This is a genomic window from Pseudomonas sp. MF6394, from assembly GCF_002018845.1.
In the GTDB taxonomy this organism is placed as follows: Bacteria; Pseudomonadota; Gammaproteobacteria; order Pseudomonadales; family Pseudomonadaceae; genus Aquipseudomonas; species Aquipseudomonas lactis.
The window spans coordinates 1-15,875 of the sequence record NZ_MVOJ01000002.1; the positions used below are offsets into that span (position 1 = coordinate 1).

12 protein-coding genes are annotated in these 15,875 nt (G+C 60.6%); 6 read left to right on the forward strand and 6 right to left on the reverse strand.

Annotation, left to right across the window (positions count from 1 at the left end; all coding sequences use genetic code 11):
• Positions 1-309: 309 nt before the first annotated feature.
• Both MF6394_RS02650 and algW read right to left on the reverse strand, forming a co-directional pair.
• A complete protein-coding gene (locus MF6394_RS02650) occupies positions 310-2,406 on the reverse strand; it encodes a TonB-dependent siderophore receptor (protein WP_078466165.1) in 2,097 nt (698 codons plus the stop codon).
• 112 nt (positions 2,407-2,518) lie between these two features.
• Positions 2,519-3,679, reverse strand: a complete 1,161-nt coding sequence (gene algW, locus MF6394_RS02655) for a Do family serine endopeptidase AlgW (RefSeq protein ID WP_003188388.1) — start codon at positions 3,677-3,679, stop codon at positions 2,519-2,521.
• Positions 3,680-3,780: 101 nt separating this feature from the next.
• Here algW and MF6394_RS02660 point away from each other — a divergent pair, with 101 nt between their 5' ends.
• From MF6394_RS02660 to cysN, 3 genes are all read left to right on the forward strand, one after another.
• A complete protein-coding gene (locus MF6394_RS02660; RefSeq protein ID WP_032893642.1) occupies positions 3,781-4,539 on the forward strand; it encodes a Nif3-like dinuclear metal center hexameric protein in 759 nt (252 codons plus the stop codon).
• A 696-nt stretch (positions 4,540-5,235) separates the two neighbouring features.
• The gene (gene cysD, locus MF6394_RS02670) at positions 5,236-6,153 is read left to right on the forward strand and encodes a sulfate adenylyltransferase subunit CysD (RefSeq protein ID WP_016971196.1); all 918 of its coding nucleotides are present in this window, start codon (positions 5,236-5,238) and stop codon (positions 6,151-6,153) included.
• Positions 6,154-6,162: 9 nt separating this feature from the next.
• Complete coding sequence (gene cysN, locus MF6394_RS02675) at positions 6,163-8,061, forward strand: sulfate adenylyltransferase subunit CysN (protein WP_003188392.1); 1,899 nt, start codon at positions 6,163-6,165, stop codon at positions 8,059-8,061.
• Between the two features lie 535 nt (positions 8,062-8,596).
• Here cysN and MF6394_RS02680 read toward each other — a convergent pair.
• From MF6394_RS02680 to MF6394_RS02690, 3 genes are all read right to left on the reverse strand, one after another.
• Positions 8,597-9,496 carry an acyltransferase gene (locus MF6394_RS02680; RefSeq protein ID WP_078466167.1) on the reverse strand — a complete coding sequence of 300 codons (900 nt, stop codon included), beginning with the start codon at positions 9,494-9,496 and terminating at the stop codon, positions 8,597-8,599.
• A complete protein-coding gene (gene pta / locus MF6394_RS02685; protein ID WP_003188396.1) occupies positions 9,497-11,596 on the reverse strand; it encodes a phosphate acetyltransferase in 2,100 nt (699 codons plus the stop codon).
• Positions 11,597-11,675: 79 nt separating this feature from the next.
• Positions 11,676-11,963: a DUF3565 domain-containing protein gene (locus tag MF6394_RS02690; protein WP_078466168.1), complete on the reverse strand. Its 288-nt coding sequence runs from the start codon at positions 11,961-11,963 to the stop codon at positions 11,676-11,678.
• Here MF6394_RS02690 and MF6394_RS02695 point away from each other — a divergent pair.
• Complete coding sequence (locus tag MF6394_RS02695) at positions 11,962-12,447, forward strand: FKBP-type peptidyl-prolyl cis-trans isomerase (protein ID WP_027606858.1); 486 nt, start codon at positions 11,962-11,964, stop codon at positions 12,445-12,447. The two genes, MF6394_RS02690 and MF6394_RS02695, sit on opposite strands and share 2 nt — an antisense overlap.
• A 292-nt stretch (positions 12,448-12,739) precedes the next feature.
• Here the strand turns inward: MF6394_RS02695 and rpsT are convergent, their stop codons facing one another.
• A complete protein-coding gene (gene rpsT, locus MF6394_RS02700) occupies positions 12,740-13,018 on the reverse strand; it encodes a 30S ribosomal protein S20 (protein ID WP_003188401.1) in 279 nt (92 codons plus the stop codon).
• Between the two features lie 253 nt (positions 13,019-13,271).
• Between rpsT and murJ the strand changes: the two genes are divergently transcribed.
• Both murJ and ribF read left to right on the forward strand, forming a co-directional pair.
• A complete protein-coding gene (gene murJ / locus MF6394_RS02710) occupies positions 13,272-14,810 on the forward strand; it encodes a murein biosynthesis integral membrane protein MurJ (RefSeq protein ID WP_044270793.1) in 1,539 nt (512 codons plus the stop codon).
• Positions 14,811-14,929: 119 nt separating this feature from the next.
• The gene (gene ribF, locus MF6394_RS02715; protein ID WP_003188404.1) at positions 14,930-15,868 is read left to right on the forward strand and encodes a bifunctional riboflavin kinase/FAD synthetase; all 939 of its coding nucleotides are present in this window, start codon (positions 14,930-14,932) and stop codon (positions 15,866-15,868) included.
• Positions 15,869-15,875: the final 7 nt, after the last annotated feature.

Consider the following 15,875-nt stretch of genomic DNA (forward strand, 5'->3'; position numbering starts at 1 on the left):
ACTTTTGGAAGGACCCAAATGTAACCAAAAGGTCCTCGCCCCACCACTCGGCACCTCGCTTAGGCTCGGTGTGCCCGTAATCCGCCAGTGATTTGGGGGGCCGCCGCCACGCGCCATCCATGGCGCGTGGCGGCGGCCCCCCAAATCCCTGTCGAATTCCGGCCAGCGTGGTTTGACGGGGCGCCTAAGATCAAAAGCAGATCAAGATCAAAAGCGGCTCGCTTCGCATCGTGGTTACCGTTGATTGCGACAGCGTTGTGTCGATATCTATGGCTATCGCGGGCAAGCCAGCCCACAATTTGACTGTATTTACAGATTAAGGGTCAGGCTAACCGTGAAGTTGCGCGGCTCGCCGGGGTTGACCCAATAGTTGCTATAAGACCGCTCGTAATACTTTTCATTGAACAGGTTGTTGAGGTTCAGCCCCACCGTCACGTTCTGCGTGGCCTTGTAATGGGCCAGCAAATCCACGGTGTGGTAGGCGGGCAGTTCGAAGCCTGTGCCGGCTTCGCCTGAGCGGTCACCCACATAGGTGAACGCTGCGCCCAGGTCTGAGCCACGCAATGCGCCGTCCTGGAATTCATACACGCCCAACACACTGCCGCTGCGCTTGGCCACGCCGAGAATGCGGCTGCCCGTAGGAATGGTTTTGTCGCCCTTGGTCACTTCGGCGTCGATGTAAGCCAAGGCGCCGATCACGCGCACGGCGTCGGTCACTTGCCCGGTTACTTGCAGGTCGAACCCCTGGCTGCGGGCCTTGCCCATGGCGCGGTTGAGGTTGGTCGCCGGGTCGAGGGTCAGCACGTTTTCCTTTTCGATATGAAAGGCCGCAAGCGTGGCGCTGAGGCGGTCGTCAAACAGTTCGCTTTTGATTCCCACCTCGTAACCCACGCCTTCTTCGGGCTTGAAGGACTTGCCGCCAGCATCCAGGCCGTTATTTGGCTTGAACGAGGTGGAGGCGTTGGCAAATACGCCGACTTCTGGCGTGAGCTGGTAGAGCAGGCCGGCGCGCTGGGTGAAGGCGTCGTGGGTTTGGCGGCTCTTGGCGTGGTCGCGGGTGAAGTCGTCGGTGCTTTGTTCGAAGTGCTCGAAGCGCGCACCGATCATGCCGCGCAGGCGGTCGGTGAAGATGATCTGGTCTTGCAGGTTCAGTGCGTGGCTTTTGGTTTGTTCGAAGAAGTCGGTGCCGGAGCGCTCACCATTGGGTTTAGGCTGGCCGTAGACGGGGTTGTAAATATCGATGGGGTAACGACTGCCGCCAATGGTGGTGACGCGTTCTTTTTTGCGGTAATCCTCATATTCAGCGCCCACCAGCAATTCGTGCTGCCAAGTGCCAATATCGAACAAGCCTCTGAGTTCAAGTTGGGTGATGCTGTCATGCCAACCGGTGGAGCGCTCACGGTAGCGGCGGTTGACGCTGTGGCCGTCTGGGTTCAGCGCACGGCTTTCCGAAGCATCGCCCCACAGGCTGCCTTGCTTGTAATGGCTGACCAGGCGCAGTTTCCAGGCGTCGTTGAGGTGGTGTTCCAATGCCGCCTGGATGCGGTTGTTGTGGTTGCGGATATTGCCGTCGTTGGGCTCGCCGAGGAAGGTGGAATGGGACATGCCTGTGTTGGCGACGATGCCCCGGTCGAAGGTGGAACTGTGGCGCACGAACTCGCTTTCCACCAGCAGGGTGGTGTCCGGGTCTAACTGCCAACTGAAAGAGGGCGCGACGAACACGCGCTTGGCGTCGACGTGATCGCGAAAGCTGTGGTTGTCTTCAACGGCCAGGTTCACTCGCGTCAGCACACGCCCCTCGCTGTCCAGCGGCGTATTCACATCCAGCGCGGTGCGGTAACGGTCCCAACTGCCGGCGCTGGTCTGCAGGGTGGTGAAGGCCTCGGGCTGGGGTTTCTTGGTGACGATATTCACCGTGCCGCCGGGATCGCCACGCCCATACAGGCTGGCGGCGGGGCCCTTGAGCACTTCGATGCGTTCGATATTCGCTGCGTCCGGGGTACTGGGGTAACCACGGTTGGCGCTGAAACCATCCTGGTAGAACTCGGACGTGGTGAAGCCGCGCACGCTGTATTCGTAGAGGGTCAGGCCGCCGAAGTTGTTTTGCTTGGACACACCGCCGGCGAATTCCAGGGCGCGCTCCACGCTGGTACTGCCCAGGTCTTTGAGTACCGTGGCCGGAATCACGCTGATCGATTGCGGGATGTCGCGCAACGCCGTGTCGGTCTTGGTCGCACTGGCAGAGCGGGTGGCACGGTAGCCGTCGACCGGGCCGGTGGCGGATTCATAGGCGTCGGAGGTGACGCTGATGGTGTCCAGTTCCAGGGTGTTTTCTTCGGCGTAGGCAGGGTCGAGCAGCAAACCCAGGGCCAGGCCGGCCAAGGGCACAAACTTTCGAGACGGCATGATAGAGCGTTCCAATAGCGATATTGAAACAATATAACATGCCTAATGAGAATGAATCGCTAAGAAATATAGCCTTACAAGCGCCCGTGAACGGGCGCTTGGGTCGCGACGGTTATTGCTCTTCTTTCACTGGCGCGGTGGCCGGTGGTGGGCGCAGGCCGATTTCCGCCGACAGTTTGATCTCCTTGCCGTTGCGCATCACCAGGATCGCCACCTTGTCGGTCGGCTTGATCCGCGCCACCTGGTTCATCGACTTGCGCCCATCACCCGCTGGCGCGCCGTCGATGCTGAGGATCACATCGCCCAACTGCAGGCCGGCTTTCTGCGCCGGGCCGTCGCGGAAGATCCCCGCCACCACGATGCCTGGACGCCCGGTCAGGCCGAATGACTCGGCCAGCTCTTTGGTCAAGGGCTGTACTTCAATGCCCAGCCAGCCACGAATCACCTGGCCGTGTTCGATGATCGACTTCATCACTTCCATCGCCAGCTTCACCGGGATCGCAAAGCCAATGCCCTGTGAACCGCCAGACTTGGAAAAAATCGCGGTGTTGATGCCAGTCAGGTTGCCATTGGCGTCCACCAGCGCACCGCCCGAGTTGCCGGGGTTGATCGCCGCGTCGGTCTGGATGAAATCTTCGTAGCTGTTAAGGCCCAACTGGTTGCGCCCGGTGGCGCTGATGATGCCCATGGTCACAGTTTGCCCCACCCCGAACGGGTTGCCGATGGCCAGCGCCACATCCCCCACGCGCAAACCGTCGGAGCGGCCGAGGGTGATGGCCGGCAGGTTCTTCAGATCAATCTTGAGTACCGCCAGATCCGTTTCCGGGTCGCTGCCCACCACGCGGGCCAGGGTTTCGCGGCCGTCACGCAGGGCCACCACGATCTGGTCGGCGCCGGTGGTCACGTGGTTGTTGGTGAGGATGTAGCCTTCAGGGCTCATGATCACACCGGAGCCGAGGCTGGATTCCATGCGGCGCTGCTTGGGGCCGTTGTCACCGAAATAGCGGCGAAATTGCGGGTCTTCAAACAACGGATGCGCGGGCTTGTTGATGACTTTGGTGGTGTACAGGTTGACCACCGCCGGCGCGGCAATGACTACGGCGTCGGCATAGGTCACCGGACCCTGCACCACCGTGTTGGTCTGCGGTGCCTGTTGCAGGTTCACATCCAGTGTGGGCAGGCCCACCCACTGGGGATAACGCTGGATAATCAGCATCGCGATCAGCACGCCAGCCAACAATGGCCATCCAAAAAAACGCAGTGCCTTGAGCATCAAGTAAGTCCTGACAGGTTGCAGGGGGCGGGAGAGTGCCCATAATGTCGCGCATTATACGAGGCTGCGACGCCTGCGAACGGGATATTTAGGAGTCTTTTATGGCCGTGCCCCTTACTACCCTCGTCGAGGAAGCCGACCGCTACCTCGGCAGCGCCAAAATTGCCGATTACTGCCCCAACGGCCTGCAGGTCGAGGGCCGGCCCCAAGTGATGCGCATCGTCAGCGGCGTGACCGCCAGCCAAGCCCTGCTGGACGCCGCCGTCGAAGCCAAGGCCGACCTGGTGCTGGTGCACCACGGTTACTTCTGGAAGGGCGAAAACCCCTGCATCACCGGCATGAAGCAGCGCCGCCTCAAAACCCTGCTCAAGCATGACATCAGCCTGCTGGCCTACCACTTGCCCCTGGACCTGCACGCCGATGTTGGCAACAACGTGCAACTGGCTCGCCACCTGGACATCACCGTCGAAGGCCCGCTGGACCCTGGCAACCCCAAAGTCGTCGGCCTGGTCGGCTCCCTGGCCGAGCCTCTGTCACCCCGTGACTTCGCCCGCCGCGTGCAGGACGTGATGGGCCGCGAACCGCTGCTGATCGAAGGCAGCGAGATGATTCGCCGCGTCGGCTGGTGTACCGGTGGCGGCCAGGGCTACATCGACCAGGCGATTGCCGCCGGTGTCGATTTGTATCTGAGCGGTGAAGCGTCCGAACAGACCTTCCACAGCGCCCGGGAAAACAACATCAGCTTCATCGCCGCCGGCCATCACGCCACCGAACGCTATGGCGTGCAGGCGTTAGGCGACTACCTGGCGCGGCGCTTTGCCCTGGAGCACCTGTTCATCGACTGCCCCAATCCGATCTAAAGCACGGCACTGAACACGGTGGGAGCTGGCTGCGAGAATCGTAGGTCTCCACGCAACTCCATCAACGGTAACCACGATGCGAAGCGAGCCGCTCTTGATCTTGATCTGCTTTTGATCTCAGGCGCCCCGTTAAACCACGCTGGCCGGAATTCGACAGGGATTTGGGGGGTAAACCGGCAGGGATGCCGGTTTAGCCGCCCCGCGCCATGGATGGCGCGTGGCGGCGGCCCCCCAAATCACTGGCGGATTACGGGCACACCGAGCCCAAGCGAGGTGCCGAGTGGTGGGGCAAGAGCGTTTTGCTTACTTTTGCGCTGTTCAAAAGTGAGCCGCCGTCAGGGCGGAACCCTAAGTGGCCGTTACCTAAATAACGGATATGTACCCGGTCCAACTGTGTTGACTGTTAGGCCGTCTTCGCAGGCAAGCCAGCTCCCACATTTGGATCGCGGTGCGTCAGCTAGATCAGCGTCGGCTATCAGGTCGTCACGGGAGCAAGCTCCCTCGCCACAGGTTTAGTATGGCTTTCGCAGGCAAGCCAGCTCCCACATTGACCGAGTCGAGCGCCAAACTCGGCGGCATATTCATATATCGTTTCGGTCTAGCTGGCGCCCTAAATAGAAGAAGTTGCTGTGCTAGCATGCCTCGCTCGAACACGGCCCGCTGGCCGTCCATAAGATCGTTTTTCCGTGAGTAACCATGGTCGACAAACTGACGCATCTGAAACAGCTGGAGGCGGAAAGCATCCACATCATCCGCGAGGTCGCCGCCGAGTTCGATAACCCGGTGATGCTCTACTCGATCGGTAAAGACTCCGCCGTGATGCTGCACCTGGCACGCAAGGCCTTCTTCCCTGGCAAGCTGCCGTTCCCGGTGATGCACGTCGACACCCGCTGGAAATTCCAGGAAATGTACAAGTTCCGGGACAAGATGGTCGAGGAGCTGGGCCTGGACCTCATCACCCACATCAACCCCGATGGCGTGGCGCAGAACATCAACCCGTTCACCCACGGCAGCGCCAAGCACACCGACATCATGAAGACCGAGGGCCTCAAGCAGGCGCTGGACAAGCATGGTTTCGACGCCGCATTCGGCGGTGCCCGTCGCGATGAAGAGAAATCCCGTGCCAAAGAGCGCGTGTACTCGTTCCGCGACAGCAAACACCGCTGGGATCCAAAAAACCAACGCCCCGAGCTGTGGAACGTCTACAACGGCAACGTCAACAAGGGCGAGTCGATCCGCGTGTTCCCGCTGTCCAACTGGACCGAGCTGGACATCTGGCAGTACATCTACCTGGAAGGCATCCCGATTGTGCCGCTGTATTTCGCCGCCGAGCGCGAGGTGATCGAGAAGAACGGCACGTTGATCATGATCGACGACGACCGCATCCTCGAGCACCTGTCCGACGAAGACAAAGCCCGTATCGTCAAAAAGAAAGTACGTTTCCGCACCCTTGGCTGCTACCCGTTGACGGGCGCGGTGGAGTCCGAAGCCGAGACGCTGACGGACATCATTCAGGAAATGCTCCTGACGCGAACTTCCGAGCGCCAGGGCCGTGTCATCGACCACGATGGTGCAGGCTCGATGGAAGATAAAAAACGTCAAGGCTATTTCTAAGGGGCTGTCATGTCGCATCAATCTGATTTGATCAGCGAGGACATCCTCGCCTACCTGGGCCAGCACGAGCGCAAAGAGATGTTGCGCTTCCTGACCTGCGGCAACGTCGACGACGGCAAGAGCACCCTGATCGGGCGCCTGCTGCACGACTCCAAGATGATCTACGAGGATCACCTGGAAGCCATTACCCGCGACTCGAAAAAGTCCGGCACCACCGGTGACGATATCGACCTGGCGTTGCTGGTCGATGGCCTGCAGGCCGAGCGTGAGCAGGGCATCACCATTGATGTTGCCTACCGCTATTTCTCCACCGCCAAGCGCAAATTCATCATCGCCGACACCCCCGGCCATGAGCAGTACACCCGCAACATGGCCACCGGTGCGTCCACCTGTGACTTGGCGATCATCCTGATCGACGCTCGCTACGGCGTGCAGACTCAGACCCGTCGTCACAGCTACATCGCCTCGTTGCTGGGCATCAAACACATCGTGGTGGCCATCAACAAGATGGACATCAACGGCTTTGACCAAAGCGTATTCGAGTCGATCAAGGCCGATTACCTGAAGTTCGCCGAAGGTATCGCATTCAAGCCGAGCACCCTGGCCTTCGTGCCGATGTCGGCGCTCAAGGGCGACAACGTGGTGAACAAGAGCGAGCGTTCGCCCTGGTACACCGGCCAGTCGCTGATGGAGATCTTGGAGACTGTCGAGATCGCCAACGACCGCAACTACACCGACCTGCGTTTCCCGGTGCAATACGTCAACCGCCCGAACCTGAACTTCCGTGGGTTTGCCGGCACTCTGGCGAGCGGCATCGTGCACAAGGGCGACGAAGTGGTGGTGTTGCCGTCGGGCAAGAGCAGCCGCGTCAAATCCATCGTCACCTTTGAAGGTGAGCTGGAACACGCAGGCCCAGGCCAGGCCGTGACCTTGACCATGGAAGACGAGATCGACATCTCCCGTGGCGACCTGTTGGTGCATGCCGACAACGTGCCGCAAGTGACCGACGCCTTCGACGCCATGCTGGTGTGGATGGCCGAAGAACCGATGCTGCCGGGCAAGAAATACGACATCAAACGCGCCACCAGCTACGTGCCGGGTTCCATCACCAGCATCGTGCACCGCGTGGATGTGAACACCCTGGCTGAAGGCCCGGCGAGTTCGCTGCAGCTCAACGAGATTGGCCGGGTCAAGGTCAGCCTGGACGCCGCCATCGCCCTGGACGGTTACGACAGCAACCGCACCACCGGCGCGTTCATCGTGATCGACCGCTTGACCAACGGCACGGTGGCCGCGGGCATGATCATCGCACCGCCAGTGGGTCATGGCGGCGCAGCGCAGCACGGCAGCCTGGCGCATGTGGCCACCGAAGAGCGCGCCCTGCGTTTCGGCCAGCAGCCGGCCACGGTGTTGTTCAGCGGTTTGTCGGGCGCTGGCAAGAGCACCCTGGCCTATGCGGTTGAGCGCAAGCTGTTCGACATGGGCCGTGCGGTGTTCGTACTGGACGGCCAGAACCTGCGCCACGACCTGAACAAAGGGTTGCCGCAGGACCGTGCCGGGCGTACCGAGAACTGGCGCCGTGCCGCTCATGTGGCGCGCCAGTTCAACGAAGCCGGCCTGCTGACCCTGGCGGCCTTCGTTGCCCCGGATGCCGAAGGCCGTGAACAGGCCAAGGCGCTGATTGGTGCGGACCGACTGCTGACCGTCTACGTGCAGGCATCGCCGTTGGTGTGCGCCGAGCGTGACCCGCAAGGGTTGTACGCGGCCGGTGGGGATAACATCCCTGGCGAATCCTTCCCGTATGACGTGCCGTTGAATGCCGACCTGGTAATCGACACTCAGGCGTTGTCGCTGGAAGACAGCGTCAAGCAAGTGCTGGAGCTGTTGCGTCAGCGCGGCGCGATCTAAACCTCGCAGCCATCAAAAAGCCCGCCATCGATCACTCGGTGGCGGGCTTTTTACATATTCTCAAAGGTGGACTCGGTCAATGTGGGGCTTGCCTGCGATAGCCATAGGTATCTACACAATTTTGTAGGTTGTAGCAGCCAGTGGTAACTACGATGCGAAGCGAGCCGCTCTTGATCTGCTTTTGATCTTGATCTTAGGCGCCCCGTTAAACCACGCTGGCCGGAATTCGACAGGGATTTGGGGGGTAAACCGGCAGGGATGCCGGTTTAGCCGCCCCGCGCCATGGATGGCGCGTGGCGGCGGCCCCCCAAATCCCTGGCGGATTACGGGCACACCGAGCCTAGGCGAGGTGCCGAGTGGTGGGGCAAAAGCGTTTTGCTTACTTTTGCGCTTTTCAAAAGTGAGCCGCTGTCAGAGCGGAACCCTAGGTGGCCGTAACCTAAATAACGGATATGTACCCGGTCCAACTGTGCTGACTGTCAGGCCGTCTTCGCAGGCAAGCCAGCTCCCACATTAAAATGCATTCACATGTTGATCAGCGGCTGGTTGGAAAGTCTTTGTGCAGTTGCTCCAGCAACGCATCCTTGTCTTGCCACAACCGGTTGATCCAGCCCTGGAACGCCAACCGATAGTCCCCATCCTGCTCATAATTCTTGCCGATGAACTCAGCGGGGATCTGCACCTCTTCAAAGTGCACCACCACCTCCTGCACATTGCCGCACAGCAAATCCCAATAGCCTGGGCGCCCGCCGGGGTAGTGGATGGTCACATTCACCAGTGATTTGAGCTGCTCGCCCATGGCATCCAGCACAAACGCAATACCGCCCGCCTTGGGTTTAAGCAGGTAGCGAAACGGTGACTGCTGCTGCGCATGCTTGCCCGGGGTAAAGCGTGTGCCTTCGGCAAAGTTGAAAATCCCCACGGGGTTGTTGCGAAACTTCGCGCAGGTCTTGCGCGTGGTTTCCAGGTCTTTGCCTTTCTTCTCCGGGTGCTTCTCCAAATAAGCCTTGCTGTAGCGCTTCATGAAGGGAAAGCCCAGTGCCCACCACGCCAGGCCAATCACGGGTACCCAGATCAGCTCTTGCTTGAGGAAGAACTTCAGCGGGCGAATGCGCCGATTGAGCACGTACTGCAACACCATGATGTCGACCCAGCTCTGATGGTTGCTGGTCACCAGGTACGAGTGCTGGTAGTCAAGGCCCTCAAGGCCGGTCAGGTGCCAGCGCGTACGCCGCACCAGGTTCATCCAGCCCTTGTTGTTGGTGACCCAGGCTTCGTGGGTGTGGTTCATCAGCCATTCGCTCAGGCGCTTGGCAAACGGCAGCGCCTTGAACAGCGCGACGATAAACAGGAACGAACACAGCAGGATCGTGTTCAGCGCCAGCAACAGCGAAGCGATCACCCCGCGCACGGCGGCAGGTAGAAAATCCAGCATTTAGATATCCATGGGTCGATTGGCGGCTTGGATCGCCGTCAGGGCGATGGTGTACACGATGTCGTCCACCTGGGCGCCACGTGGCAGGTCATTGACCGGTTTGCGCAGGCCCTGGAGCATCGGCCCCAGGCTCACGCAATCGGCGCTGCGTTGTACGGCTTTGTGGGTGGTGTTGCCGGTGTTCAGGTCTGGGAACACAAAGACGGTGGCCTTGCCTGCCACCTGGCTGTTGGGGGCCAGTTGCCGGGCGACGTTTTCGTTGGCGGCGGCGTCGTACTGCAACGGGCCGTCGATCAGCAGCGAGCTTTGTTGCTCGTGGGCGAGCAGGGTGGCTTCGCGGACTTTTTCCACTTCCTCGCCGCTGGCCGAGTCACCGCTGGAATAGCTGATCATCGCCACCCGTGGTGTGATGCCGAACGCGGCTGCCGAGTCAGCGCTTTGCAGGGCGATTTCCGCCAGTTCCGCAGCGCTTGGGTGCGGGTTCATCACGCAGTCGCCGTACACCAGCACCTGCTCGGGGAACAGCATGAAGAACACCGACGACACCAAGGTGCAGCCCGGCGCGGTCTTGATCAACTGTAACGCGGGGCGAATGGTGTTGGCGGTGGAGTGAATCACGCCGGAGACCAGGCCATCCACTTCGTCGAGGGCGAGCATCATGGTGGCGATCACCACGGTGTCTTCCAGCTGTTGCTCGGCCATGGGCGCGTTGAGGCTTTTGCTCTTGCGCAGGGCGACCATCGGCTCCACGTAGCGTTGGCGAATCAGGTCGGGGTCGAGAATCTCCAGGCCTTCGGGCAGGTCGATGCCCTGGGCACGGGCAACGGCTTCCACATCCGCAGGCTTGGCCAGCAGCACGCAACGGGCAATGCCGCGGGCCTGGCAGATCGCGGCGGCCTGTACGGTCAGCGGCTCGCTGCCTTCGGGCAACACGATGCGTTTGTTGGCGGCCTGGGCGCGTTGGATCAGTTGGTAACGGAACACCGCCGGCGACAGGCGCATCTCCCGTGGTGTGCCACACCGCTGGTGCAGCCAGCGTGCATCGAGGTGGCTGGCGACGAAGTCGGTAATGATTTCCGCACGCTCGCGGTCATCGATGGGGATTTCCTTGTTGAGGCTATTGAGCTGGTTGGCGGTGTCATAGGAGCCGGTGCTCACCGACAACACCGGCAACCCGGCCTGGAAGGCGCCTCGGCACAGATCCATGATGCGCGGGTCGGGCAGGGTGTCGCTGGTCAGCAGCAGCCCGGCCAGCGGCACGCCATTGATGGCGGCCAGGCTGACGGCGAGGATGATGTCGTCGCGATCGCCCGGGGTCACCACCAACACACCGGGCTTGAGCAGCTCGACGGTGTTACGCATGGTGCGCGCGCAAATGATGATCTTGGTCATGCGCCGGCTTTCGTAGTCGCCGGCGTTGAGGATCTGCGCGCCCATCAGGTCCGCCACATCGCGGGTGCGCGGGGCGTTGAGCTCGGGTTGGTAGGGGATGCAGCCGAGCAGCCGGAAATCACCGCTGCGCAACAGCGGCGAATGCTCTTTGAGGCGCGCCGAGAAGGCCTCCATGCTTTCGTCGGTGCGTACCTTGTTGAGGATCACGCCCAGCACTTTCGGGTCTTTGGGACCGCCAAACAGTTGGGCCTGCAATTCCACGCGGCCAGACAACTCGGTGAGCACTTCGTTTTCCGGTGCCGAGACCAGGATCACTTCCGCGTCCAGGCTCTTGGCCAGGTGCAGGTTGACCCGTGCCGCGTAGCTGGCGCTGCGGGTCGGCACCATGCCTTCGACGATCAGCACGTCTTTGCCTACGGCCGCCTGCTGGTACAGGGTGATGATTTCTTCGAGCAGCTCATCGAGCTGGCCGTCGCCGAGCATGCGCTCTACGTGAGCCAGGCCAAGCGGCTGCGGCGGTTTCAGGCCGTGGGTGCGTGCCACCAGCTCGGTGGAGCGTTCCGGCCCGGTATCGCCCGGGTGTGGCTGAGCGATGGGTTTGAAAAAGCCGACTTTCAGGCCGGCCCGTTCCAGGGTACGCACCAGCCCAAGGCTGATGGAGGTCAGACCCACACCAAAATCGGTGGGCGCGATAAAAAAAGTCTGCATGCGAATTCTCTGGAGGTGCATGGCTTGGGTGGCGCTCTATGGGTGAGTGCCTACCGCGAATCAGGCGCCAAGGTTATCGTTATTCGTGCCCTTGCGCACACCAGCCGCACGCAAAGGCCTGGCCTATTTTTTCAAGGCGTTGCGCGGGGTCGAGCACCCAGGCGCGTGACTGCCAGGGCGGCTGGTGGCGCAGGTGCTGGGTGTGGCCGCAAGACAGCTCGGCCACCCAGTGCCCATCGTCGCCTTGATGAAAACCTGTGATCGTGACCGTTGATCGGCCCCGTCCGTCCGGGTTCCGTTCGCTTTCGGGCAAATCCTTGTTTAGACTTGTCCGTTCTTCATTCTTTTGCAAAAGGTCTCGCCCCATGACGATCGCCGCTAACAAGGCTGTCTCCATCGACTATACCCTGACCAACGACGCTGGTGAGGTCATCGACAGCTCCGCCGGCGGCGCGCCGCTGGTTTACCTGCAAGGCGCAGGTAACATCATCCCGGGCCTGGAAAAGGCTCTGGAAGGCAAGAGCGTCGGTGACGAACTGACCGTCGCCGTAGAACCTGAAGATGCCTACGGCGAATACTCCGCCGAACTGGTCAGCACCCTGAGCCGCAGCATGTTCGAAGGTGTCGATGAGCTGGAAGTGGGCATGCAGTTCCACGCTTCCGCGCCGGACGGCCAAATGCAGATCGTCACCATCCGCGACCTGGACGGCGACGACGTCACCGTTGACGGCAACCACCCTCTGGCTGGCCAGCGCCTGAACTTCCAAGTGAAGATCGTGGCCATTCGCGACGCTTCCCAGGAAGAAGTGGCTCACGGCCACGTCCACGGTGAAGGCGGTCATCACCATTGATTGATGTTTTGATCAAGTGGTAGCAAAAACGCCCCGACTGGTTCGGGGCGTTTTTTTTTGCCCTGAGAATATCCCCGGTCAACTCTCTGTAGGAGCGAGCTTGCTCGCGAAAAACCTGAGAGCCCCGCTGGGCGCCAGGCTTCCCGCGTCATCGTTAACGATCTTCGCGAGCAAGCTCGCTCCTGCAGTTGTTGGGCGTGTTTTCCGGCACACACAAAAATGCCCCGGACCTTTCGGTACGGGGCATTTCTTAACTGTTACGCAACCTGAGCTGCGTTGCAGTTGTTACCACTTAGGCTGCAGCAGGAACGCTCAGAGCCTTGATGTGGCCATTCAGGCGGCTCTTATGGCGAGCGGCCTTGTTCTTGTGGATGATGCCTTTATCGGCCATACGGTCGATAACAGGCACAGCCAGAACGTAAGCTGCTTGAGCTTTTTCAGCGTCTTTGGTGTCGATGGCTTTGACTACATTCTTGATGTAGGTGCGAACCATGGAACGCAGGCTGGCGTTGTGGCTGCGACGCTTCTCAGCCTGTTTTGCACGTTTTTTGGCGGAAGGTGTGTTGGCCACCGTCGAGCTCCTCGAAAGACTTTTTAGGAAATAGCAAACAAAATAGGCCGCGAATCATGCCGATGACTTGACGGGTTGTCAAGGGCGGCTGATGCGAACTGCTGAGTGGTCGATCTGAAGAGGCGGGTGATTTATTTCCGGCGCTTGACCTGTAAACTCGCGAGCTTTGGCTCTGTGCTGTTGCAGGCGCGCAGTATCGCATAAGTGGGCGCGTAGTTCGCCTGCTCTTTATCTATAGGCGCAAACTCTTTCAATGAATCTGCTCAAATCGTTGGCTGCCGTCAGCTCTATCACGATGATTTCCCGGGTTTTGGGGTTCGTGCGTGACACCCTGCTGGCCCGCATCTTTGGCGCCAGCATGGCCACGGATGCGTTCTTTATTGCCTTTAAACTGCCCAACCTGTTGCGGCGGATCTTCGCCGAAGGCGCATTTTCCCAGGCGTTCGTGCCGATCCTGGCCGAATACAAGACCCAGCATGGCGAGGAGGCGACTCGTACGTTCATCGCCTACGTCTCGGGTTTGCTGACGCTGGTGCTGATGCTGGTAACCATCGTCGGCATGCTCGCCGCGCCCTGGGTGATCTGGGCCACCGCCCCCGGCTTTGCCAATACCCCGGAAAAATTCGCACTGACCACTGATCTGCTGCGCGTGACCTTTCCTTATATATTGCTGATCTCCCTGTCGTCCCTGGCCGGTGCGATCCTCAATACCTGGAACCGGTTCTCGGTGCCGGCGTTCGTGCCGACCTTGCTGAACGTCAGCATGATTATTTTTGCGCTGTTCCTCACACCGTACTTCGACCCGCCCGTCATGGCCCTGGGCTGGGCGGTGCTGGCCGGCGGCCTGGCACAGTTGCTGTACCAACTGCCCCACCTGAAAAAAATCGGCATGCTCGTACTGCCGCGCCTGAACCTCAAGGACACTGGCGTGTGGCGCGTCATGCGCAACATGCTGCCGGCGATCCTCGGGGTGTCGGTCAGTCAGATCTCTCTGATCATCAACACCGCGTTCGCCTCGTTGCTGGTGTCCGGCTCGGTGTCGTGGATGTACTACGCCGACCGTCTGATGGAATTGCCCTCCGGTGTGCTGGGCGTGGCGTTGGGCACGATCCTGCTGCCGACCCTGGCGCGTACCTACGCCAGCAAGGATCGCCAGGAATATTCGCGCATCCTCGATTGGGGCCTGCGCCTGTGCTTTTTGCTGGTGCTGCCGTGCGCCCTGGCCCTGGGCATCCTCGCCGAACCGTTGACGGTCTCGCTGTTTCAATATGGGCAGTTCGACGCCCATGACGCATTGATGACCCAGCATGCGCTGGTCGCCTACTCTGTCGGCCTGCTCGGCATTATTGTGATCAAAGTGCTGGCGCCGGGCTTCTACGCTCAGCAGAACATCCGCACCCCGGTGAAAATCGCGATTTTCACCCTGGTCGTTACGCAATTGCTCAACCTGGTGTTTATCGGCCCGCTGGCCCACGCCGGCCTGGCTTTGGCGATCAGCGCCGGTGCGTGCATAAACGCAGGCCTGCTGTTTTACCAATTGCGTAAACAACAGATGTACCAACCGCAGCCAGGCTGGGGCGTGTTTGCGCTCAAGCTGCTGGTGGCGGTTGCCGCGATGTCGGTTGTGCTGTTTGGCCTGATGCACATCATGCCGGCCTGGGGCCAAGGCAATATGCTGGAGCGCTTCATGCGCCTGGGTGTATTGGTGGTCGCGGGCGTGGCGGTGTACTTCGGGATGTTGCTATTGCAGGGTTTCCGCCTGCGTGACTTCAATCGCAAGTCGCTGGGATAGAGACTTTGCCGCGATAAAACGGTTGTTTTATCGATTCGACCCATTTGGCCTGCGCTGTTGCCTGTCGTCCGGGGCTGGGTGTGGTTATAATCGACCACTTTATGAGCAAGAAGCGCGTTATGCAGCTGGTTCGAGGTCTCCACAACCTGCGCCCCGAGCATCGGGGCTGCGTCGCCACTATTGGCAACTTTGACGGTGTTCACCGTGGCCACCAGGCTATCCTGGCTCGGCTGCGCGAGCGTGCGGTCGAGTTGGGCGTGCCCAGCTGCGTGGTGATTTTTGAGCCGCAACCGCGGGAGTTCTTTACCCCGGAAACGGCGCCGGCCCGCTTGGCGCGCTTGCGGGACAAGCTGCAGCTGTTGGCGGAGGAGGGCGTGGACCGTGTCCTCTGCCTGGCATTCAACCAGCGTTTGCGCAGCCTCAGCGCCGCCGAGTTCGTCGACCGCATCCTGGTGGACGGCTTGGGTGTGCAGCACCTGGAGGTCGGCGACGACTTCCATTTCGGTTGTGACCGGGTCGGGGATTTCGATTTTCTGCAACATGCCGGCGTCAATCAGGGTTTCACTGTCGAGGCCGCGCAAACCGTCGAACTGGACGGCTTGCGCGTGAGCAGCACCCAGGTGCGTAACGCCCTGGCCGCCGCCGACTTCGACCTGGCCGAGCGTTTGCTCGGTCGCCCGTTCCGCATTGCCGGGCGGGTACTGCACGGCCAGAAGCTGGCGCGCCAACTGGGCACGCCAACCGCCAACGTGCAACTCAAGCGCCGTCGTGTGCCGTTGACCGGGGTTTACCTGGTGAGCGTCGACATCGACGGCCAATCGTGGCCAGGAGTCGCCAATATAGGCGTCAGGCCCACGGTTGCAGGTGATGGCAAGGCCCACCTGGAAGTTCACCTTTTGGATTTTGCCGGTGATTTATACGACCGGCGTTTGACGGTGGTTTTCCACCAGAAGCTGCGTGAAGAGCAGCGTTTCGCCTCCCTTGAGGCGTTGAAAACGGCGATCAATGCGGATGTCGCCGCCGCCCGTGCACTAGCCGCACCTAGCGCCCATCGCTAACCGAAGA